Source organism: Erythrobacter sp. 3-20A1M (genome assembly GCF_018636735.1).
In the GTDB taxonomy this organism is placed as follows: domain Bacteria; phylum Pseudomonadota; class Alphaproteobacteria; order Sphingomonadales; family Sphingomonadaceae; genus Alteriqipengyuania.
On the sequence record NZ_CP045200.1, the window covers coordinates 3,000,855 to 3,021,549 of the forward strand.

The 20,695-nt window shown below is 63.3% G+C and carries 20 protein-coding genes, 1 tRNA gene and 1 pseudogene; 10 read left to right on the forward strand and 12 right to left on the reverse strand.

What is annotated here, in order from left to right:
• The first annotated feature begins 75 nt into the window (after window positions 1-75).
• Window positions 76-1,710: a CTP synthase gene (locus F7D01_RS14505; RefSeq protein WP_215228146.1), complete on the forward strand. Its 1,635-nt coding sequence runs from the start codon at window positions 76-78 to the stop codon at window positions 1,708-1,710.
• Between the two features lie 373 nt (window positions 1,711-2,083).
• On the opposite strand, the gene F7D01_RS14510 is transcribed toward F7D01_RS14505, so the two are convergent.
• A complete protein-coding gene (locus F7D01_RS14510) occupies window positions 2,084-2,560 on the reverse strand; it encodes an Hsp20 family protein (protein WP_215228147.1) in 477 nt (158 codons plus the stop codon).
• Window positions 2,561-2,727: 167 nt separating this feature from the next.
• On the opposite strand from F7D01_RS14510, the gene grxC reads away from it, so the two are divergent.
• The 4 genes from grxC (at window position 2,728) to F7D01_RS14530 (ending at window position 4,425) form a co-directional block, all read left to right on the forward strand.
• Window positions 2,728-2,991, forward strand: coding sequence for a glutaredoxin 3 (gene grxC, locus F7D01_RS14515; RefSeq protein WP_215228148.1), 264 nt, complete (start codon window positions 2,728-2,730; stop codon window positions 2,989-2,991).
• Entirely contained in the window at window positions 2,992-3,822 is an 831-nt protein-coding gene (locus F7D01_RS14520) for a carbon-nitrogen hydrolase family protein (protein WP_215228149.1), read from the forward strand. It abuts the gene before it with no gap.
• Complete coding sequence (locus tag F7D01_RS14525; RefSeq protein ID WP_215228150.1) at window positions 3,819-4,298, forward strand: DUF1178 family protein; 480 nt, start codon at window positions 3,819-3,821, stop codon at window positions 4,296-4,298. The genes F7D01_RS14520 and F7D01_RS14525 overlap by 4 nt, the downstream gene beginning before the upstream one ends.
• A 50-nt stretch (window positions 4,299-4,348) precedes the next feature.
• Window positions 4,349-4,425: transfer RNA gene (locus F7D01_RS14530), tRNA-Arg, on the forward strand.
• Window positions 4,426-4,537: 112 nt separating this feature from the next.
• On the opposite strand, the gene F7D01_RS14535 is transcribed toward F7D01_RS14530, so the two are convergent.
• Genes F7D01_RS14535 through kdpF form a run of 6 tightly spaced genes read right to left on the reverse strand, consistent with a single transcriptional unit; the run spans window position 4,538 to window position 12,225 of the window.
• On the reverse strand, window positions 4,538-5,221 hold the full coding sequence (locus F7D01_RS14535) for a response regulator transcription factor (protein ID WP_215228151.1): 684 nt from the start codon (window positions 5,219-5,221) through the stop codon (window positions 4,538-4,540).
• Entirely contained in the window at window positions 5,214-7,853 is a 2,640-nt protein-coding gene (locus tag F7D01_RS14540; protein ID WP_215228152.1) for a sensor histidine kinase KdpD, read from the reverse strand. Before F7D01_RS14540 ends, F7D01_RS14535 begins: the two co-directional genes overlap by 8 nt.
• Before the next feature lie 15 nt (window positions 7,854-7,868).
• Window positions 7,869-8,423 carry a potassium-transporting ATPase subunit KdpC gene (kdpC, locus tag F7D01_RS14545; RefSeq protein WP_215228153.1) on the reverse strand — a complete coding sequence of 185 codons (555 nt, stop codon included), beginning with the start codon at window positions 8,421-8,423 and terminating at the stop codon, window positions 7,869-7,871.
• A 26-nt stretch (window positions 8,424-8,449) separates the two neighbouring features.
• A complete protein-coding gene (kdpA, locus tag F7D01_RS14550; RefSeq protein WP_215228154.1) occupies window positions 8,450-10,108 on the reverse strand; it encodes a potassium-transporting ATPase subunit KdpA in 1,659 nt (552 codons plus the stop codon).
• An 18-nt stretch (window positions 10,109-10,126) separates the two neighbouring features.
• Window positions 10,127-12,136: a potassium-transporting ATPase subunit KdpB gene (gene kdpB / locus F7D01_RS14555; protein ID WP_215228155.1), complete on the reverse strand. Its 2,010-nt coding sequence runs from the start codon at window positions 12,134-12,136 to the stop codon at window positions 10,127-10,129.
• Window positions 12,136-12,225: a K(+)-transporting ATPase subunit F gene (gene kdpF / locus F7D01_RS14560; RefSeq protein ID WP_215228156.1), complete on the reverse strand. Its 90-nt coding sequence runs from the start codon at window positions 12,223-12,225 to the stop codon at window positions 12,136-12,138. The genes kdpB and kdpF overlap by 1 nt, the downstream gene beginning before the upstream one ends.
• Window positions 12,226-12,457: 232 nt before the next feature.
• On the opposite strand from kdpF, the pseudogene F7D01_RS14565 reads away from it, so the two are divergent.
• A pseudogene (locus F7D01_RS14565) lies at window positions 12,458-13,368 on the forward strand (TorF family putative porin).
• Between the two features lie 22 nt (window positions 13,369-13,390).
• On the opposite strand, the gene F7D01_RS14570 reads toward F7D01_RS14565, so the two are convergent.
• Window positions 13,391-13,759 carry a LysR family transcriptional regulator gene (locus tag F7D01_RS14570; protein WP_251566935.1) on the reverse strand — a complete coding sequence of 123 codons (369 nt, stop codon included), beginning with the start codon at window positions 13,757-13,759 and terminating at the stop codon, window positions 13,391-13,393.
• 107 nt (window positions 13,760-13,866) lie between these two features.
• Here F7D01_RS14570 and F7D01_RS14575 point away from each other — a divergent pair, with 107 nt between their 5' ends.
• Both F7D01_RS14575 and F7D01_RS14580 read left to right on the forward strand, forming a co-directional pair.
• Window positions 13,867-14,730: an SDR family oxidoreductase gene (locus tag F7D01_RS14575; RefSeq protein ID WP_215228157.1), complete on the forward strand. Its 864-nt coding sequence runs from the start codon at window positions 13,867-13,869 to the stop codon at window positions 14,728-14,730.
• A gap of 35 nt (window positions 14,731-14,765) precedes the next feature.
• Window positions 14,766-15,239, forward strand: coding sequence for an AtaL-like protein (locus tag F7D01_RS14580; protein WP_215228158.1), 474 nt, complete (start codon window positions 14,766-14,768; stop codon window positions 15,237-15,239).
• Between the two features lie 59 nt (window positions 15,240-15,298).
• Here the strand turns inward: F7D01_RS14580 and F7D01_RS14585 are convergent, their stop codons facing one another.
• The 4 genes from F7D01_RS14585 to hppD form a co-directional block, all read right to left on the reverse strand.
• Window positions 15,299-16,177, reverse strand: a complete 879-nt coding sequence (locus F7D01_RS14585; protein ID WP_215228159.1) for a mechanosensitive ion channel family protein — start codon at window positions 16,175-16,177, stop codon at window positions 15,299-15,301.
• 103 nt (window positions 16,178-16,280) lie between these two features.
• Window positions 16,281-17,198 (reverse strand): mechanosensitive ion channel family protein, encoded by a 918-nt coding sequence (locus F7D01_RS14590; RefSeq protein WP_215228160.1) that lies wholly within the window; start codon window positions 17,196-17,198, stop codon window positions 16,281-16,283.
• A 71-nt stretch (window positions 17,199-17,269) separates the two neighbouring features.
• Window positions 17,270-17,851 (reverse strand): VOC family protein, encoded by a 582-nt coding sequence (locus tag F7D01_RS14595; RefSeq protein ID WP_215228161.1) that lies wholly within the window; start codon window positions 17,849-17,851, stop codon window positions 17,270-17,272.
• Complete coding sequence (gene hppD / locus F7D01_RS14600) at window positions 17,848-18,972, reverse strand: 4-hydroxyphenylpyruvate dioxygenase (protein WP_215228162.1); 1,125 nt, start codon at window positions 18,970-18,972, stop codon at window positions 17,848-17,850. The genes F7D01_RS14595 and hppD overlap by 4 nt, the downstream gene beginning before the upstream one ends.
• A 202-nt stretch (window positions 18,973-19,174) precedes the next feature.
• Between hppD and F7D01_RS14605 the strand changes: the two genes are divergently transcribed.
• A complete protein-coding gene (locus tag F7D01_RS14605) occupies window positions 19,175-19,492 on the forward strand; it encodes a septum formation initiator family protein (RefSeq protein WP_215228163.1) in 318 nt (105 codons plus the stop codon).
• Between the two features lie 116 nt (window positions 19,493-19,608).
• On the forward strand, window positions 19,609-20,694 hold the full coding sequence (pdhA, locus tag F7D01_RS14610; protein ID WP_215228164.1) for a pyruvate dehydrogenase (acetyl-transferring) E1 component subunit alpha: 1,086 nt from the start codon (window positions 19,609-19,611) through the stop codon (window positions 20,692-20,694).
• Window position 20,695: the final 1 nt, after the last annotated feature.

The following is a 20,695-nucleotide window of genomic DNA, read 5'->3' on the forward strand; positions in this document are numbered from 1 at the left end:
TGATGTGGATTTCCGGCTGAGCGGGCGCCTTCGCGCTTGCCACGAATCCACTGCGGGGCTTAAGGCCCAACTCCCATGGCGCGGTATATTTTCATCACCGGCGGCGTGGTTTCCTCGCTCGGCAAAGGTCTCATGGCGGCATCGCTCGGCGCGTTGCTGCAGGCGCGCGGCTACAAGGTCCGCATCCGCAAGTTCGACCCCTATCTGAACGTCGATCCGGGCACCATGAGCCCCTATCAGCACGGCGAGGTCTACGTGACCGACGACGGGGCGGAGACCGATCTCGACCTCGGCCATTACGAGCGCTTCACCGGCGTATCCGCGCGGCAGAGCGACAATATCACCTCCGGCCGGGTTTATCAGGACATCATCGCGCGCGAGCGGCGCGGCGATTATCTCGGCGCAACGGTGCAGGTGATCCCGCACGTCACCGACGCTATCAAGGAATTTGCGCTCGCTGATCAGGGCGACCACGATTTCATCCTGTGCGAAATCGGCGGCACGGTGGGCGACATCGAATCGCTGCCGTTCATGGAGGCGATACGCCAGCTGCGTAACGAGCTGGAGCCGATGCAGACGCTATCGGTCCACGTCACGCTGGTGCCCTATATTTCCGCCGCCGGCGAACTGAAGACCAAGCCGACGCAGCATTCGGTCCGCGAACTCGCCAGTCTCGGCATCAAGCCCGATATCCTGCTATGCCGGTGCGAGCACCCGCTCCCGGAAAGCGAGCGGCGCAAGATCGCGCAGTTCTGCAACGTCCGGGCGGAGGCGGTCATTCCCGCCCTCGACGCGCCTTCCATCTACTCGGTGCCGCTGCAATACCATCGCGAGGGGCTGGATGCAGAGGTGCTGCGCGGCTTCGGGATCACCGACGCGCGCGATCCCGACCTGTCGGCTTGGGAAGACGTCACCGACCGCTATTTCAACCCGGAAGGCGAGGTGACGGTCGGTGTAGTCGGCAAGTATGTCGGCCTGCCCGATGCCTACAAGTCGCTGAACGAGGCGCTCGTTCATGGCGGGCTCGCCAATCGGACGAAGGTCAATATCCGCTGGATCGATGCCGAGCTGTTCGAAGGCGACGACGAGGAACTCGCGGCCAAGCTCGAACCCTTGCACGCGATTCTGGTGCCCGGCGGGTTCGGCGAGCGGGGCAGCGAAGGAAAGATCGCCTCGGTTCGTTTCGCCCGGCAGCGCAAGGTGCCGTTCTTCGGCATCTGTCTGGGCATGCAGATGGCCTGTATCGAAGGCGTCCGGGATGCCGGATTGCCTACCGCTTCCTCGACCGAATTCGGCGCGACCGACGAGCCGGTGGTCGGCATCATCACCGAATGGATGAGCGAGGATGGCCTGCAGACCCGCGAGGCGGGTGGCGACCTGGGCGGCACGATGCGGCTGGGAGCCTATGAGGCGAAGCTGGACGGGAACAGCCATGTCAGCGCCATCTATGGCGGTGCGCAGAGCATCTCCGAACGGCACCGGCACCGTTACGAAGTGAACGCCCATTATCGCGATGCATTGGAGAAGGGCGGGCTGGTGTTTTCGGGCATGTCGCCCGACGGACTGCTGCCCGAAATCGTGGAACGGCCCGACCACCCGTGGTTCGTGGGTGTGCAGTTCCACCCGGAGCTGAAATCGAAACCGTTCGATCCCCATCCGCTGTTCGCGGGATTTATCGCGGCCGCGCTGCGCCAGTCGCGTCTTGTCTGAACAAGACCGCCCGCAACAATATTTCAGTTCTTGGATATGACTAGTTGAATTGAAAGAACTTTTGGGCGCAGTTGCCGAGTAAAGAGACGTTTCTGCACAAGGGGCCCTTTATCTTTTTGTCATTTCCGGTCATGAAAGACGCGAGCCCTTCGGGCCCGGGCGGCAATTTCGACTTAAAGGCTTGATCCGGGCAAGAATCGTCTTCTGCGACCCGGACGACTCTTGCCCGATCAGGGCGGCTTCGGTCGCGGGGCGGTTCTTTCGGGAGCCGCCCCAATTCCTCGAAATCTCTTACTGATCGAACAGTCAAACGCCCGCCCCGTCGTAACGGAGCGGGCGCATCGGTGACTTCATCGAAGCCAGGTAAGAAAGATCAGGCGGCGTCGGCGTCGTTGTCGCGCGAGCCGTCAATGACGTCGAAAGGCTTCTGGCCGTTCACCGCGATCTTCTTCGGCTTCATCGCGTCGGGCACTTCGCGCACCAGATCGATAGTCAGGAGACCGTCGGCGAGGTCGGCGCTATCGACGCGCACGAAATCGGCCAGTTCGAAACGGCGTTCAAACCCGCGATTGGCGATGCCGACATGCAGCATTTCGCCCTCGTTCTCTTCGTCGCGCTTGCGGCCCGCGACCACCAGCAGGTTCTGCTGCGCAGTGATGTCGATGTCGCCGGGACGAAAGCCCGCAAGGGCCAGCGTGATGCGATAATCGTCTTCGCTGCGCTTCTCGATGTTGAACGGGGGATAGTTGTCGGAATTGCCGCCCTGGCGAACCTGGGTTTCGAGCAAGTCGAACAACCGGTCGAAACCAACGGTGTTGCGGCGGTAGGGGGTGAAATCGATACGTGCCATGTCTAAATCCTCCAAAAGAGCGATCGTCTAATGGGCGGGCCCGGAACGTCCGGCACCTGCCCGGCATTGATGGAAACACAGCCCGGTACGGCACTGGTTCCCGGGCTGAAATTAGGAAGCGCGACAGCACCGTTCAAGACTCGCGCAACACCAAGGAGAATACCCTTATGTCCACCCCCAAGGTCGATATCTATACCAAGTTCGGTTGCGGGTTCTGTTCGCGCGCCAAGCGCTTGCTGGATCAGAAGGGCGTCGAATACGAAGAGTTCGACATCACCATGGGCGGGCCGAAGCGCGACGAGATGCGCGAGCGCGCGCCGAACGCCTCGACCGTGCCGCAAATCTTCATCGGCGATACGCATGTCGGCGGGTCCGACGATCTCGCCGCACTGGAAAGCGCCGGGAAGCTCGACGCAATGCTCGCGGGCTGAATGGCCCGCATCGCGCTATGGCAGGCGACATCCGGTATAGATCCTGATGCCAACGCCCAAGACCTGACCGAACGTGCGGCGCAGGCAGCGGACGACGGAGCCGCTATGCTCTTCACGCCCGAAATGACCGGGATGCTGGATCGTGACCGAAAGCGTGCCGCCTCCTCCATCCGATCGGAAGATGACGATCCCACGCTGGCCTCCGCGCGCGAGACCGCCGCGCGACATGGACTCTGGATCGCGCTGGGCTCGGTCGCTCTCGATACGGGGGAAGGGCGCTGGGTCAATCGGTCCTTCGTCCTAGACCCGGCGGGTGAAATAGGCGCCCGCTACGACAAGCTGCATATGTTCGACGTCGACCTCGCGGATGGCGAAAGCTGGCGCGAGTCGAACGCGTACAGGCCGGGCGATACCGTGGTGACTGTGCCGCAGACGCCGATCGGGCGCCTCGGCCTTGCTATCTGCTACGACATTCGCTTTCCAGCGCTGTTCGACGCCCTGGGCTCCGCGCGATGCGACGTCATCGCCATTCCCGCAGCCTTTACCGTCCCGACAGGGAAGGCGCATTGGCATATCCTGCAACAGGCTCGGGCGATCGAGGCGAGCGCCTATGTGGTCGCCGCCGCGCAGGTCGGCGAGCATGCCGACGGTCGCCGGACCTATGGCCATAGTCTGGTGATCGATCCGTGGGGCGAGGTTCTGCTCGACATGGGCGGCGAAGAACCCGGGCTGGGGTTTGCCGAAATCGATCCGGCGCGCATCGATCACGTGCGGGCGCAGGTCCCGAGCCTTGCCAACCGGCGCGATCTCTCTACAGCCGCGCGACCATGATCGTATTCGACCTTATTTGCGACGGTTCTCACCGGTTCGAGGGATGGTTCGCCTCGACATCGCAATACGAGGATCAGCTGGAGCGCGGTCTGGTCACCTGCCCGGAATGCGACAGCGCTGCGGTGCGCAAGGCACCGATGGCCCCCGCGATACCGGCCAAGGCAAACCGGCAGGACCCGGCACCGCGCGACCCTGCATCCGGTAGCTCCGAAACGGTCATGAGCAACCGGGCGATACCACCTGCGGTGGAGAAGGCGATGCGCGCCCTAGCGGCCGCCCAGGCCAAGGCATTGTCGCAAAGCAAATGGGTCGGAACGTCGTTCGCGGAGGAGAGCCGGGCCATGCATTACGGCGAGAAGGACCTTGCCACGATCCACGGCAAGGCGACCTTGCAGGAAGCGAAGGAGTTGCTCGACGAGGGCATCTCGGTCGCGCCGTTGCCGTTTCCCGTGGCAGAGCCCGACGAGTTGAACTGATATCAGCGCCGTTGCCTCGCGCGCCGCTCCTCTCTAAACCGCGCGACGGGGCGCCCGTAGCTCAGTCGGATAGAGCATCAGATTCCTAATCTGGGGGCCACAGGTTCGAATCCTGTCGGGCGCACCATTTCCGTTCGGTTTTGGGGTCGCGGTGCGACGAAGCGCCAGCGCAAGTTGGCGAAGATCGAGCAGGATAAGGAACTGCCGAAGATCAACCGCGAAGCGCAGGTTGCTGGCCGCTATCCAACCGCGAGGCGATAGCCGACGCCGGGCTCGTTCACGATCAGCCTTGGATTGGAGGGATCGACTTCCATCTTGCGGCGCAGCGCGCGGATCGCGACGCGCAGATAATCGAGATCCTGACGGTGGGCAGGGCCCCACACGGTTTCGAGCAGCGTTTCGTGCGTGATTACCCGGCCCGGTCGATCGGCGAGCGCCCACAGAAGGTTGAATTCGCGCGGCGTGAGATCGATCTGGCGGTCGCCCATCGTCACGCGGTGGCGATCCCGATCGATCCGTCCGCCCGAAAACTCGCGCGCCGATGCGTCGGCGAGGGGGCCTGCCTTGCGCCGCAAGGCCGAGCGGATTCGTGCGAGCAGTTCCTCGCTATCGAACGGTTTGGTCACGAAGTCGTCGGCGCCCAGATCCAGGGCCGCGACTTTTTCCTGCGTCGCATCGCGCGCGGTGAGGACCACTACCGCCAGTCCGTAACCGGCAAGCTGCGGCACGATTTCCAGCCCGTCGCGGTCGGGCAGGCCGAGGTCTAGCAGGGCGACCAATGGCGCCGGCTGCGCAGCGGCAAGGCGCAACGCCTCGCCCGCCGTTCCCGCCTCTAGATGGCTGATGCCACTCCGGTCGAGGGCGCCCGTCAACAGCCGTCGGATGGCGGGCTCGTCGTCGACGATCAAGACATCGCTACGCATCGGCCGCGGCCCCTCTCTTGGCGTTAAGCGGCAGGCTGACGGCGAATATCGCGCCGCCCCCTTCGCGGTTATGCGCCGCGATAGTGCCGCCAACGGCCTCGGCGAAGTTCTTCGCGATCCACAGGCCCAGGCCGGATCCGCCCGCCCGGTCGCTGCCTTCCAGCCGGTGGAAGCGCTCGAACAAGTCCGCGTGCTCGGCCGGGAGCCCGGGCCCGCGGTCGAGCACGCGGCACGTCGCTTCTCCTTCCTCGCAGGAGAGTTCCACCGTAACCGTGCTGTCCGACGGCGAGAATTTGAGCGCGTTGTCGAGCAGGTTGATCAGCACGTGGCGCAGGAGGAGTGGATCGCTGCGGATCAACGGACAATCCGTATCGACAGCGGTCCGGACCCGCGCGTCGGCGCGATCCTGGCGCAGGTCGCGCAGCACTGCCGTCACGATATCGGTAAGATCGACGCTCTCCCAGCTGGGTTCGATCGTCCCATGTTCGATCCGCGACGCTTCCAGCAGATCGTTGAGGAACCGCTGGAGCCTGCGCGATTCGGTGCGCGCGATTCGCACTTCCTCGGCGAAGCTGCCTTCCGCCGGGATGGCTTCGGTCGCGGCGATGACCGCGGTCAGGGGGGTACGCAGGTCGTGGGCGATGCTGCCGAGCAACGCTCCGCGAAGCCGGTCACGCTCGCGCAGCGTGTCGACCTGGCGCGCTTGCGCTTCCAGTACGAGCCGTTCGTGCGCGAGCGCGGTCTGGTCCACCAGCGAGGCGAGCAAGGTCGCGTCGTCGGGTCGGATGACCCGGCTTTCGAGGGGGCGTGCGATACCGAGAGCGCCCATGATGCCCAGCGACGTCTTCAGCGGATGGAATTGCCAGTCGGACGCGTTGAGCGTGCCGGTATCGCGCCCCGCCGGCTCGCCCTTTTCCAGCGCCCAATGCGCTGCCGCTTCCTCTACCATGTCGAGCGAGGGGTATTTCGCATTGCCGCGCACGAGCACTTGTCCGTCTTCCACGGTTACGACGATCGCCTCGACATCGAGCAGGCCGGAAATCTCATCGCATGCCGTCTGCGCGGTTTCTTCCTTGGTGGAAAGGTAGCCCATCAGGCCGGCGAACCGCGCGAGCGCGGCATTCAGACGCGCGACGCCGGCATTGGTTTCCGCCTGGCGTCGTATACGCCCCGCCAGCGCACCGATGACCGCTGCAACCAATCCCAGCACCGCGAAGGTGATGATATCCTCCGTGCCGTAGATATCGAGCGTGTGATAGGGTTCGGTGAAGAAGAAGTTGTAGGCGAGGGCGGCCCAAACGGCAGCCCACAGCGCCCCGCTCATGCGTAGTTGCGTCGCCGCAAGGATCACGGGAACGAGCAGGACGAGATCGATCGCTCCCGCCGAAACCTGCCTGGGAAGGAACTGGAGAAGCCCTACCGTCGCCGCGACGAGGCCCAGCGCAATCAGCGGATCGCGATAGGGGTGGGCGTCGCGAACCCGATGGGGGCGTTCGTCGGCCTCATCCAGAGGCACGACATGCACGGCCACGCCATGGGAGCGCCGGATCATGTCCTGTGCGATGGAGCCGTGACGCCATTCGAACCAGCGGCCGCGCCGGCTCTTTCCGATCACGATCTGGCTCGCCCGCAATTCCTTCGCGTGATCGATCAGCGCCTGGCCGATGTCTGTTGCGGCGACAGTCATCAACGATGCGCCGAGCGAGGAGGCGAGGGCGAGATTGTCCGCCAGTTGTTCGCGCTGGCTGCCGCGCACGGCGCGCGCACTGCCGCTTTCGACCACGACTGCCGTCCATGGGGCATGGAACATGTCGGCGATCCGCTTCGCCTGCCGCACGACACGCGCGCCACCCCTGCCCGGACTGACGGCGACCATCACCCGATCGCCGGCAACATCGCTGTCGCGTTCGCCGCTCATCTCCAGCTGTTCGGTCAGGCGGCGATCGACATTGCGCGCGGCGAAGCGCAACGCCATCTCGCGTAGCGCCGCAAGCTTCGTCGGCGTGAAGAAATTGGCCAGCGCCCGACCGGCGGTGTCGGGCAGATAGACCTTCCCTGCTTCAAGCCGCTCGATCAGCGCCTCGGGCGGCAAATCGACGACGATGATCTCGGCGTGATCGAGGATGTTGTCGGGCACCGTTTCGCGCACTCGGACGTGGGTGAAACCAGCGACGACATCGTTCAGACTCTCGATATGCTGGATGTTGATCGTGGTCGCCACGTCGATCCCGGCGACGAGAAGTTCGGCCACGTCCTGCCAGCGCTTGGGATGGCGGCAGCCGGGCGCGTTGGTATGGGCGAGCTCGTCTACCAGGATCAGTCCGGGCCGGCGCTCCAGCGCCGCGTCGATGGCGAATTCGTCCAGTCGGTGGCCCTGGTGCTCGATGGTCTGGCGGGGCAGCACTTCGAGCGGTTCGATCAGGGCTGCGGTTTCGCTGCGGCCATGGGTTTCCGCGACGCCGACCACGACATCGCCCCCCTCCGCCTGCCGCCGCGCCGCCTCCTGCAGCATGCGGTAGGTCTTCCCGACGCCCGGTGCCGCACCGAGATAGACGGTCAGCCGCCCGCGCTGCTCCTGCTTCGCCAGCCGGAGGAAGCGTTCGGCATCGTTCACGGGCGGCTGGTCGGTCATGGGCGTGATTCCCGTTTATGCCCCAAGACGATCGAGCGCCAGATTGAGTTCGAGCACATTCACGATCCGCTCCGGCGCGAACACCCCGCCAGGCGCGAAGGCAAGCGAGGTAACGAGATTGCGCACCTCGGCTTGCGGTAGGCCGCGTGCCTGCGCGACCCGGTCGACCTGGTAGAGCGCGCCGTCGAGCGAGATATGCGGGTCGAGCCCGCCACCCGATGCCGCGACCAGATCCGCCGGAAGCGGGTTTGCGGACGTTGCGCCATATCGCGCGATGGTTTCCTGCGACCGGGCCGTCAGATCGTCGCTGGTCGGCGAGAGATTGCTGCCCGCCGCGCCCATCGCGTCGTAGTCGGCGGCAGAGGGGCGTGGCCAGAAATAACGCGGGGCCGTGAATTCCTGCGCAACCAGCGCACTGCCCACCGCGCGCCCTTCGACCTCCACGATGGAGCCGTCGGCGCGCCACGGTGTGACGGTCTGCGCGAAAGCCAGCATCATGCCTGCGTAAGCCACCACACAGATGAGAATGGTAACCAGCCAGAGGCGGAGCGAGGGAAGAAGATAGTTCATCGGTTGTGTTCCTTGTCTGGCAGGGATCAGCGCATCATCGTGAGGTGTTCGGCGACGGGGCCGAGGGCGGCGGCGGGGAAGAAGGTCAGCGCACCGAAGATCAGGATGGTGATCAGCAGCATAACCCCGAACGTGTTGCCCTCCACGCTGAGCGTGCCCGCGCTTTCCGCGCTTCGGCGCTTGGCCATCAGCGAACCCACGATGGCGAGCGGGACGATGATCGGCAGATAGCGCCCGATCAGCATTACGAGGCCGGTGGCGATGTTCCACGGCACGGTGTTGTCGCCCAGCCCCTCGAACCCGGAACCGTTGTTGGCCGCGGCCGAGCTGAATTCGTAGAGGATTTCGGAAAAGCCGTGCGCGCCGACATTGTTCAGCGTGCCTACGCCCCACGCCGTCGCCGCGAACAGCGCCGTGCCGCCCAGGATCAGCACCGGGTGGCTGATCAGCGCCAGCACCGCCAGCCGCATTTCGCGCCCCTCGACACGGTGGCCGAGATATTCGGGCGTTCGGCCCACCATCATCCCCGCCACGAACACCGCAACGACGATGTAGAGGAACATGTTGATCATGCCCACGCCGACGCCGCCGAAGGTTTCGTTCAGCCACATGCCCGCCATCGGCACCAGACCGGTCAGCGGATTGAGGCTGTCGTGCATTGCGCCGACCGAGCCATTGCTGGTCGAGGTGGTCAGGACAGCCCAAAGCGGCCCCGTGGTGGCACCGAGCCGCAGTTCCTTGCCTTCCAGATTACCGACATCCTGCAGCACCGGCAGCCCGGCAAAAGCCTGCGTCGGAGCCATTTCGAACCCGACCGCCGCGGTCACCTTCACCAGCAGCAGCACCGCCATCACGCCGAAGACCACGCCGGCGTGCTTCATGCGGCCGATGATGCGCCCGAACATCCAGACGCAGGCCATCGGGATCAGGATCAGCGCGATCATCTCGAACCCGTTCGACCAGAAATCGGGGTTTTCCAGCGGATGGGTCGAGTTCGGGCCGAAGAATCCGCCGCCATTGGTGCCCAGTTGCTTGATCGCGACGAAGGCCGCGGCCGGTCCGCGCGCGATCGTCTGGGCCACACCTTCCAGCGTGGTGACCTGCGCCGCGCCCTGCAGCGTCATCGGCACTCCGGCGAGCGCGATGACGACTGCGACTATGATCGCCAGCGGGAGGAGGACGCAGAACGCGGCCCGCTGCACGTCAACGAAGAAGTTCCCCATGTCGCGCTGGCCGCCGATCCCGCGCGCCAGCGCCGCAAGAGCGGCGATGCCGGTCGCCGCGGAGACGAATTGCAGCCACATCAGCCCGCCGAGCTGCGCGAGGTAACTCCAGGTGCTTTCGCCCGAATAATGCTGAAGGTTGGTGTTGGTGGTGAACGACACCGCGGTGTTGAAGACAAGATCGAGGCTCGCCGCACCCTGACCGTCAGGATTGAGCGGGAGGAGATGCTGCAGCGCGAGGAGGCCGAACACGAATACGAACATCACCGCGTTGAAGGCCAGCAGCGCGATCGAATACTGCTTCCAGTCCTGGGCCGGAGCGCCGCCGACAGCGCGGGCGAACAAGCCGTCGGCGCGGGCGAATTGCCCGCCGAACAGCTTCGCCATGTAGGTCCCGAGCGGCCAGGAAAGCAGCGCGGTGCCGCCGACGATCAGGATGACGGTAAGGATTGCGTTGAGCATGATTTATCCTTTCGCGGCTTACGCGAGGCCGAGGCCGGACACGGCCAGATCGATGAGCTTGATGCCGATGAAGGGCGCCACCACGCCCCCCCCGCCATAGATGCCAAGGTTGCGCAGCAGCTGGCTGGCAGCGGGCATGGGGCGATATTTCACGCCCTTCAGCGCCAGCGGCACCAGGAACGGGATGATCACGGCGTTGAAGATGATCGCCGACAGGATCGCGCTCGACGGGCTGGCGAGCCCCATGACGTTGAGCGCACCGAGCGAAGGATAGAGCACCACGAAGATCGCGGGCAGGATGGCGAAATATTTCGCGACATCGTTGGCGATCGAGAAGGTTGTCAGGCTGCCGCGCGTCATCAGCAACTGCTTGCCGATGCCCACGACCTCGATCAGCTTGGTCGGGTCGCTGTCGAGATCGACCATGTTGCCCGCCTCGCGAGCGGCCTGCGTACCGGTGTTCATAGCCACGCCGACGTCCGACTGGGCAAGCGCGGGGGCATCGTTGGTCCCGTCGCCGCACATAGCGACCAGCTTGCCCTCGGCCTGCTCCTTGCGGATGTAGGCGAGCTTGTCCTCCGGTGTCGCCTCGGCGAGGAAGTCGTCGACACCCGCCTCGGCGGCGATGGCGGCGGCTGTCAGCGGATTGTCGCCGGTGATCATGACGGTTCGGATGCCCATCCGGCGCAGTTCGACGAACCGCTCGCGAATGCCCGCCTTAATGATGTCCTTGAGATGGATCGCGCCGAGCAGACGCTCGTTCTCGACCACCGCCAATGGCGTGCCTCCGGCCTGCGCGATCCGATCGGTTATCGTCCTGAGCGCGGTGACCTTTTCTTCTGGGAAATCGTGCAGCTTCAGCACCGCATCCACGGCGCCTTTTCGGATCGTTCGCCCGGGAAGGTCGATGCCGCTGACGCGTGTCTGGGCGGAGAACGCGACCACCTCGCCATCCGGCGGCGCTTCCTCGCTACCCCCCGCAAGCGTGACAATGGAGCGCCCCTCTGGCGTGGTGTCGGCCAGGCTGGAAAGACGCGCCGCCGCGATCAGGTCGTTCTCCGCGACCCCCGGCAGCGCGACGAATTCGCTCGCCTGCCGATCGCCGATGGTGATGGTGCCCGTCTTGTCGAGTAGCAGGGTGCCGATATCGCCGGCAGCTTCGACCGCGCGACCCGACTTCGCCAGCACGTTGAAACGGATGAGACGGTCCATCCCCGCTATCCCGATGGCGGACAACAGTGCGGAAATAGTGGTCGGGATCAACGCTACGAACAGCGCGATCAGTACTGGTACCGCAATGGCTCCGTCGGCGAACGCAGCGAAGGCCGGCAGTGTGCCGACCGCGACCAGGAAGATCAGCGTCAACCCGGTCAGCAGAATGGTGAGCGCCAGCTCGTTCGGCGTCTTTTGCCGGCTGGCCCCTTCCACCAGCGCGATCATCCGGTCGAGAAAGCCCGATCCCGGTTCGGCCGTGACCTTCACCTTGATCCGGTCGGAGATGACGGTGGTCCCGGCAGTGACCGCCGAACGGTCGCCACCCGCCTCGCGAATGACCGGGGCGCTCTCGCCGGTAATCGCCGCCTCGTTGACCGAGGCCACGCCCCACACGACTTCGCCGTCGGCAGGGATCTGCTTCCCTTCCGAAACCAGCACGACATCGCCCATCCGCAGTTGCGACGCCGGTATCTCCTCGGTCGCGCCGCTCTTGCCGACGCGCAGCGCGACCAGGCTTTCCTTGGTATTGCGCAGCGATTGCGCCTGCGCCTTCCCACGTCCTTCGGCCAGCGCTTCGGCAAAGTTGCCGAACAGAACCGTCAGCCACAGCCAGAAAACGAGTTGCGCTTGGAACAGGACATCCACTTCTCCGGCGACGACGCTGCGTACGAGGATGACCGTAGCCGCCGCTGCAACCACCGCGGTGGTAAACATCACCGGGTTTCGCACCAGCGTTCGCGGATCGAGCTTGGTGAAGGATTCCCGGATGGCCGGAACGACGAGCGCCCGCTCGAACAGGGTCGCGCGCGTCATTAGAAACGCTCCGGACGGATCAGGACCGCAGTGAGATAGGCCAGCAGTCCGAGGGCAACCAGGCCAACAAGGATGAGATCGAATGTCATGCGTGAAGCTCCTTCATTCAGGAGTTTCTTTGCGTCGGCGCGCCATGAAAAATCGCGGGGCGTTCGGGGGGTGGGGCATTAAATTTGCATGAAAATCGGGTTTGCGATGTCGCGATTTAATACGAATTTCATGCCGCTGTGTGGCCATTCACATGGCGATTTTATGCCGATCGGTAGGATCGGGGTTCCCGTCTGGCGGTGATGTGCACCGTCGCACGACGAGGAGTTTCCAATGCGATACCTGACCCTGGCCGCGCTTACCGCCGTGATTGCCGCCCCCTCCTATGCGCAGGACGGTGGGGGGCCCGCCGCTGTGGTCGCCGCCCCGCAATCCGAAGCAGAGCAGACGGACGAACCGGCTCCGTTGTCTGTGTCAGGCAGCGCGACCCTCATTTCCGATTATCGCTTCCGCGGCGTCTCCCAGACCGATCGCGGCATGGCGGTGCAGGGCGGCGTGACCCTCTCGCACCAAAGCGGTGTCTATGTCGGGGCATGGGGCTCCAACCTGGCCGGCTGGGGCACGTTCGGCGGCCCGAACATGGAGCTCGACCTGATCGGCGGGGTGAAGGTGCCGGTCGGCGAGGGGGTGCTCGACACGGGACTGGTCTGGTACATGTATCCGGGCGGCGCACAGGCGAGCGACTTCGCCGAGCTCTTCGCACGATTGTCGGGCGATGTGGGTCCACTCTCGCTGATTGCAGGTGTGGCCTACGCCCCACGCCAGGAGTCGCTCGGCAAGGTCTATCTCACGGCGCGGCAGCCGCCGCCGGCCTGCCGGATGACCCGGGCGACAAGGAGAACAACCTCTATCTGTCGGGCGATGCGGTCTATGGCGTGGCCGATACCCCGGTTAGCCTGAAGGCTCATATTGGCTACTCTGATGGTAATTCCGGCCTTGGCCCCAATGGCACCAGCATCACACCTACGGGCAGCTATTTCGACTGGATGCTCGGCGCGGACGTAATACCGGTCCGGGGGCTGACGGTGTCGCTAGCGTATGTCAACACCGACATCTCGGCTGCGGACAGCGCCTATCTCCAACCCTATTTTTCGCGCGGGCAAGACGGAACGGGTTCGATTGCCGGCTCTGCCGTGGTGGCGTCCATAACCGCCTCCTTTAATCGCGGCGACCGGGCGCGGTAAGATCACCCTTGGTCGCACCGGGTCAAGGATCGACAAAAGCGGCCAGTTCTTCGGGAGCGCCGGACGGGAACGTGCGCTTCAGGTGCTCGAGAAACGCCGACACACGGGCACTCAGCCGCCCGCGCGGACGATCGCCGCCGGATGCGATCTCGGCAGTGGTTTCCTCCAACTCGGTGAGCAGCCTGCCGCCGCGCTCGAACAGCGCACGGCCCTCTTCGGTAAGCTTCAGATCACGCGGTCCACGTTCAAACAGACGCAGATCGAGGCTCGCCTCCAGGTCGGCCACGCGGCGGGACAGTGTCGCCTTGGGTCGCCCGGTCGCGCGGGCAGCCCTTCCGAAACCGCCGTAACGGGCGACGAGCGTGAAATCGGCAAGAGCGAGCAGATCCATATCGTTCCACCAGATAGACAGTGCGTGCAGATATAGCGGCTATTTGCACATTCGTGGATCACTAATTTGGGAAATGCCAAACGGCTCAACCCAAAGGAGTGAAGACCATGACCATTCTCGTAACCGGCGCCACCGGCAATGTGGGCGGCAATGTCGTCGATCAGTTGGTAAAGCGCGGCGCAGACGTTCGGGCGCTCGTCCGCGATCCGTCCAAGGCCGAACTGCCCGACGCCGTCGAAGTCGTCCGTGGCGACATGCTCGACGTCGACTCGTTGAGATCAGCAATGTCCGGCATATCGACCCTGTTCCTGCTGAACGGGGTGGTCGCGGACGAATTCACCCAAGCGCTGATCACCCTGAACGTCGCACGCGAAACCGGCGTGAAGCGGGTGGTCTATCTGTCTGTGATCCACAGCGATGTGTACGTCAACGTACCCCATTTCGCCGGCAAGTTCGGGGTCGAGCGGATGATCGACGCGATGGGGTTCGAAGCGACGATCCTGCGCCCGGCATATTACATGGATAACAAGATCACGATCCGCGACATCGTGCGCGAACATGGCGTCTATCCGATGCCGATCGGGGACAAGGGTCTCGCCATGATCGATGTGCGCGACATCGGTGAAATCGCGGGGATCGAACTGATCCGCCGTGATAATTCGGCCGAGCCTCTGCCGACCACGCGGATGAATCTGGTCGGCCCCGACACGCTGACAGGTGCCGAAGCCGCTGCGATCTGGTCCGATGTACTGGGTCGCACGATCGTCTTTCCAGGCAACGATACCGCCGGTTTCGAGCGGAATATGCGGCAGGCGATGCCCAGTTGGATGGCGTACGACATGCGCCAGATGGCCGACCGATTCCAGACCGACGGCATGATCCCCGAGCCCGGCGATGTCGCCCGTCTGACCGACATTTTGGGCCGCCCCTTACGCACCTATCGCGACCATGTCGCGCAGATCGCAGCCTGATCCGCTAACTCTCTCTTCGAACAAGGAACGACACCATGATCTATTCTACCGCGACCGTGCCGGTGAATCCGCAAGGACAGACCAAGCTTACCCGCGAGCAGGTGTGGAAAGGCCTCGAAGCCAAAGCGCGCGATGCCCGGCTTTTCCTGCCGCCCGGTCTTTGCACGCGGTGCGACGTCACCGAGGAAAGCTCCTCCCATTTCGTGCGCGAGGCGACGATCGGCGGGCAGGATTTGCGGGAGATCATCGTGCTCGAGCCCGCGCGCAAGGTGACCTTCTTTCAGGCCACAGGCCCACGCGAAGGTGCGATCGTCAACGAACTGTTCGAGGACGATGCCGGTGCACTTCAGCTGCGGTTCTACTGCTATCTCGGATTGCGGGGCAAAGCGCCCGGCGGCCTGGAGGAACAGGCCGAACAGGCGCAGTTCGACAGCGAGGAAGGATATAAGGCCGCGCTGCTGTCGACTCTGGAGCGGACGCGCGAACTTGTCGACGAGGGTCTGATTTGATCGAGCGCGCTGGGAGCGACCACCAGCCGCTCCCGGCGTGCAAACTTGCTCGCGAACGATCAGCTGTCCTCGACCGACGTCCCTGGTTCCTTCCCAAGCGGGACCACTTCCTTGAAGGTATGGGTGATATAGGGGAACGGGATTTCGATCCCGGCTTCGTCCAGCGTGTCCTTGATCCGCAGCACGACCTCGTTCTGAACCTCGAACAGACTGTTTTCCTTGGTGTCGATCCACCAGCGGACGAGGAAGTCGATCGAGCTGGCGCCGAATTCGCGGATATAGACATCGTAGCCGCGTTCGGGGTCGATGCCCGACACAGCGCCGACGGCCTGCGTAATGAGCTCGCGCGCCTGCCTCAGGTCGGTATCGTAGGACACCCCGACCATGATCTGAAAACGGCGGAAGGGGCGGTCGCTGTAGATCTTCACCGGGTTCTTGAAGATCGTCGAATTAGGGACGATCGTCAGCTCGCCGGAAAACTGCCGGATATGGGTTTCGCGCAGGGTGATCTTCTCGACCGTCCCGTCGACCCCTTCCGCCTCGATGTAATCGCCCAGCTGCATCTTGTCGCGCAGCATGATGAGGACGCCGGCGAGGAAATTCTCGAAAATGTCCTGAAAGGCAAAGCCGATCGCGACCGCGCCCACCCCCAGGCCCGCGACCGCACCGCCGAACGTGAAATCGGGAACGATGATCGTCATCACCAGCAGGATGCCGACGATCCAGACGACCACTTTGGTCAGGGTCTGCGCGAGCTGGCGCAAGTCCTCGCGAATATGCGCCTTATTGGTCAGCTTGTGTGCGATACCCACCATGATACGCGAGACGATCGAGGTCAAAATGATGACGATCACGGCAATGGCGATATTGGGAAGCAGTTCGACGGCACCTTTGGCCATGCCCTGCAACTCGTTCTGAAGAACGTTCAGATAGTTCACGAAACCAATTATCCTGTTTCAGCTCTGTCTGGGATCGAAGGTGACGTAGGGAAGGGGGCCAGGCTTCTCAACCCGGCCCTTTGCCACACGCCGGCGCTGGCGATCAGGCGCTAGGGTTCGCCTCGCCCACCTTCTCGCCCAGCGGTACCCGCTCCTTGAAGGTGTGGGTGATGTAGGGGAAGGGAATCTCGATACCCGCATCGTCCAGCGCCCGTTTGATGGCGCGCACGACCTTGTCCTTGCTTTCCCACATATTGCGGGGGGTGGAGCCGGCCCACCAGCGCACATTGAAGTCGATCGAACTGGAATTGAATTCCTGCGCGAACACATCGACGCCCTTCTCGACGTCGATGCCTTCGACGCTTTCGACCGCCTTGCGGATCACGTCCGCCGCATGATCCAGATCGGTGTCGTAGGACACGCCAGCCACCACTTCATGGCGGCGCTTCACCTCGTCGGTCAGGATTTCGACCGGGTTCTTGAACAGTATCGAATTGGGAACGAGGGTCACCTCTCCCGACAGCTTGCGCACATGCGTTTCGCGCAAGGTTATATGTTCGACCTTACCGATGATGCCTTCGCACTGGATCACGTCGCCGATCCGCATCTTCTCGCGCACCATGATCAGAACGCCCGCCAGGAAATTCTCGAAAATGTCCTGGAAGGCGAAACCGATCGCGACTGCACCGATGCCGAGGCCGGCGACGAGGCTGGCGGGAGTGAGGCTGGGGATGACAACGATAGCCGCAATCATCAGGCCGACGATCCAAATCGCCAGCTTCACAACCGTTTCGACCAACGCCTGCAGGCTGGGGCGCATCTTGGTGCGCCCGGTCACCCGGTCGGCGATCTTGACCGCCATTCGCGCAACTGCCCAAGTGATTACGAGGATCACCAGTGCGATGGCGATGCTTGGCAACGCCTTTATCAGCTGCTGGCCCATATCGACCAGTTGGTGGTTGAGCGTACCGACCGGATCGACCGTGTCGGGTGTAGGCGTCGGCGAAGGCGCGGCTAGCATATGTTCCCCTTTGTTACGGAGAAATATGCATGAGCGATGGGCCAGGTTCCCGCGGAACTCCGCCGGTTTTTCTAATGCTCGGCCTTTGCCTCGTGCTCCGCGCGCGCGATTTCGTGCAGCCAATCGGCATGACGAGGAGCCTTCTTGGTTTCGCTCCATTCCTCCAGCATCGGCATCGCCACGCGCTTCAGCTCGGCATACTGTTCATCCGTACCGATATCGGCGGCAAGTTCTACGCGGTGGCCGTTGGGATCGAAGAAGTAGATCGACTTGAAGATGCCGTGATGCGTCGGGCCGATCACGTCGATGCCGAGGCTTTCGACATGGTCCTTCGCCGCGAGCAATTCGTCCTCGGAATGAACCCGGAACGCGAGGTGCTGGACCCATTTGGGCGTATTCTCGTCGCGGCCCATGCCCTTCTGGTTGGGTAGCTCGAAAAAGGCGAGGATGTTGCCGTTACCCGCATCGAGGAAGACGTGCATGTACGGGTCGTACTCCCCTGTCGAGGGAACGTGATCTTCGGAGAAGGCGCTGACATAATCCATGCCGAGCACCTTCTCGTACCATTCGACGGTCTCTTTGGCGTCCTTGCAGCGATAAGCAGCGTGATGGACGCCGCCTAGCTTCACCGGATGGTTGGACTGATCGGTCATTCCGCGGGCTCCTTCTCGACAGACTTCGCGTCTTCGGCATTCAGAACACCGCGGCGGATCTGGTCGCGCTCCATGCTTTCGAACAGCGCCTTGAAGTTACCTTCGCCAAACCCCTCGTCGCCCTTGCGCTGGATGAATTCGAAGAAGACCGGCCCGACCTGCGCTTCGGCGAAAATCTGCAGCAGCAGGCGGGGGCTGCCGCCCTCCGTGGTGCCGTCGAGCAGGATCCCGCGCGGCTTCAACTCATCGACCGGTTCACCATGCTCCGGCAGGCGCTCTGGCAGCATCTCGTAATAGGTTTCGGGCGGGGCAGTCATGAACGGCACCCCGAATTCCTTCAGCTTGTCCCATGCGGAAACGAGATCGTCGGTGATCAGCGCGATGTGCTGGATTCCCTCGCCGTTGAACTCGCGCAGGAATTCCTCGATCTGGCCGCCACCGCCCTTCGCTTCCTCGTTCAGCGGGATGCGGATCTTGCCGTCCGGGGCGGTGAGTGCCTTGGACGTAAGGCCGGTGTATTCACCCTTGATGTCGAAATAGCGGATCTCGCGGAAGTTGAAGAGCTTCTCGTAATAATCAGCCCAGAAGGACATGCGCCCACCGTAGACGTTGTGCGTCAGGTGATCGATCTTCTGGAAGCCGGCACCTTTCGGGTGCTTCTCGATGCCGGGAAGATATTCGAAATCAATGTCGTAGATCGACAGGTCGTTGTCGCCCGTCTTCCCTTCGTAGCGATCGACTAGATAGAGGATTGCTCCGCCGATACCGCGAATGGCGGGGAGGGAGAGCTCCATAGGTCCGGTTTCCACGTGCACCGGCTCGGCCCCCTGGTCCATCAGGTGGGCCCAGGCGGCGGCGGCGTCCTTTACGCGAAAGGCCATGCCACACGCGCTCGGCCCGTGTTCGCGGGCGAAATACCAGGCGGCACTGCGCGGCTCGTAATTCGCGACCAGGTTTATCTCGCCCTGGCGCCACAGCTGGACGTCCTTCGACCGGTGGTTTGCGACATGGGTGAACCCCATCGCTTCGAAGACCGGCTCCAGCACTCCCTTTTCGGGCGCGCAGAACTCGACGAATTCGAAGCCGTCGAGCCCGGCAGGATTTTCAAAAAGATCAGTCATGCGGAGGGCTCCTGCGAATTTGGTTTCAATAGAAACTAAATACCGTTTCCGTCAGTGTTTGTCAAACGAGGGAAAGGAGGCGAAGGTCCACAAAGGGTGAGCGGCGTGCCTCCTTTGCTGCACCCTCCATCCGGCGCAAAATCTATCGGCCTCAACGATTTGCGCTTGATGCGAAAGGCCGGTTGTGATTCTATCGTTTCCGATGACGCGCGAAGGGCACAAACTCGCATTGCCGCGAGAACAATTTACGCAGGGGCTGGCTCTTGTCGTGCTGCTGGCGCTTGCCGGCCTGTCCCTGATGGGGCCGGACGGCGTGCTGGCATGGGGCGAAAATGCCCGGCTGCTGGATCAGCGCAAGGCCCGGATCGAAGCCCTGGAGGAACGGCGTAGCGAGCTGCAGAGCCAGGTTGCCGCGCTCGATCCCGATCATGCGGACCCCGACATGGTGAGCGAGCTTCTGCGCAAGAATCTCAATGTCGTGCGTCCCGACGAAGTGATTCTTCCGATCACCAATCCCTGACATGCATAGCTATGCGGACCCGGGTGGCCCTTTCGGGCGTTGCACCGGCACGCGTGGGATGATTATAGCGTCGGCCACGCATAGATTAGCCTTCCGTAGCGTTTGAGAGGTCTCCCTTGGCAAAATCCCCTTCCGCGAAGTCCGCCCCGAAGAACAAGGCGGCCACGCCGGAACAGGATGAGGATTTCGCCCTGCATTCCTTGCAGGAGACGCTCGAGAAGGACCCGTCCTTCGACGCCAACGATGATCAGATGCTCCATTTCTACGAGCAGATGCTGCTTATCCGCCGGTTCGAGGAACGCGCAGGCCAGCTTTACGGCCTCGGCCTCATCGGCGGGTTCTGCCATCTCTACATCGGCCAGGAAGCGGTCGCGATCGGCATGCAGAGCGCGCTGGACGGGGACAAGGACAGCGTGATCACCGGCTATCGCGACCACGGGCACATGCTCGCCTACGGCCTCGATCCGAAGGTCATCATGGCCGAACTGACCGGTCGCGAGGCGGGCATTTCCAAGGGGAAGGGCGGCTCGATGCACATGTTCAGCACCGAGCACAAATTCTACGGCGGGCACGGCATCGTCGGCGCGCAGGTGCCGCTCGGCGCAGGACTCGCCTTCGCGCACAAGTACAACGAGGACGGCGGCGTGACGCTGGCCTATTTCGGCGACGGCGCTGCGAACCAGGGCCAGGTGTACGAGGCGTTCAACATGGCCAGCCTGTGGAAGCTGCCGATCGTGTTCGTCGTGGAGGACAACCAGTACGCGATGGGCACTGCCAGCAAGCGGTCGAGCGCGGAAACCCACTTCCACCGCCGCGGCACCGCGTTCCGCATTCCGGGCATGGAAGTCGACGGGATGGACGTGCTGCAGGTGCGCAAGGCGGCGGAGATCGCGCTGGAATACGTTCGCGGCGGCAACGGCCCGGTGCTGATCGAGTGCAACACCTACCGCTATCGCGGCCACTCGATGTCCGACCCCGCGAAGTATCGTACGCGCGAGGAAGTGCAGGACCAGAAGGATCACCATGACCCGATCGAGCGACTGAAGAAGGCGCTGATCGAGAAGGGCAAGAGCGAGGACGATTTGAAGGCGATCGACAAGCGCATCCGCGCGCAGGTTTCGGAAGCGGCGGACTTCGCCGAGAATTCGCCAGAGCCGGAGCCGAGCGAACTCTACACCGATGTTCTGGTGGAGGAGTATTGAG

Coding starts and splice junctions, on each gene's coding strand:
- kdpF (WP_215228156.1), bottom strand. CDS start 12,225: ATGACATTCGATCTCATCCTTGTTGGCCTGGTTGCCCTCGGACTGCTG.
- grxC (WP_215228148.1), top strand. CDS start 2,728: ATGTCCACCCCCAAGGTCGATATCTATACCAAGTTCGGTTGCGGGTTC.
- F7D01_RS14575 (WP_215228157.1), top strand. CDS start 13,867: ATGACCATTCTCGTAACCGGCGCCACCGGCAATGTGGGCGGCAATGTC.
- F7D01_RS14590 (WP_215228160.1), bottom strand. CDS start 17,198: ATGCTAGCCGCGCCTTCGCCGACGCCTACACCCGACACGGTCGATCCG.
- F7D01_RS14520 (WP_215228149.1), top strand. CDS start 2,992: ATGGCCCGCATCGCGCTATGGCAGGCGACATCCGGTATAGATCCTGAT.
- F7D01_RS14605 (WP_215228163.1), top strand. CDS start 19,175: ATGACGCGCGAAGGGCACAAACTCGCATTGCCGCGAGAACAATTTACG.
- F7D01_RS14525 (WP_215228150.1), top strand. CDS start 3,819: ATGATCGTATTCGACCTTATTTGCGACGGTTCTCACCGGTTCGAGGGA.
- kdpB (WP_215228155.1), bottom strand. CDS start 12,136: ATGACGCGCGCGACCCTGTTCGAGCGGGCGCTCGTCGTTCCGGCCATC.
- F7D01_RS14570 (WP_251566935.1), bottom strand. CDS start 13,759: ATGGATCTGCTCGCTCTTGCCGATTTCACGCTCGTCGCCCGTTACGGC.
- F7D01_RS14540 (WP_215228152.1), bottom strand. CDS start 7,853: ATGACCGACCAGCCGCCCGTGAACGATGCCGAACGCTTCCTCCGGCTG.
- F7D01_RS14535 (WP_215228151.1), bottom strand. CDS start 5,221: ATGCGTAGCGATGTCTTGATCGTCGACGACGAGCCCGCCATCCGACGG.
- F7D01_RS14505 (WP_215228146.1), top strand. CDS start 76: ATGGCGCGGTATATTTTCATCACCGGCGGCGTGGTTTCCTCGCTCGGC.
- kdpA (WP_215228154.1), bottom strand. CDS start 10,108: ATGCTCAACGCAATCCTTACCGTCATCCTGATCGTCGGCGGCACCGCG.
- kdpC (WP_215228153.1), bottom strand. CDS start 8,423: ATGAACTATCTTCTTCCCTCGCTCCGCCTCTGGCTGGTTACCATTCTC.
- F7D01_RS14580 (WP_215228158.1), top strand. CDS start 14,766: ATGATCTATTCTACCGCGACCGTGCCGGTGAATCCGCAAGGACAGACC.
- hppD (WP_215228162.1), bottom strand. CDS start 18,972: ATGACTGATCTTTTTGAAAATCCTGCCGGGCTCGACGGCTTCGAATTC.
- F7D01_RS14510 (WP_215228147.1), bottom strand. CDS start 2,560: ATGGCACGTATCGATTTCACCCCCTACCGCCGCAACACCGTTGGTTTC.
- F7D01_RS14595 (WP_215228161.1), bottom strand. CDS start 17,851: ATGACCGATCAGTCCAACCATCCGGTGAAGCTAGGCGGCGTCCATCAC.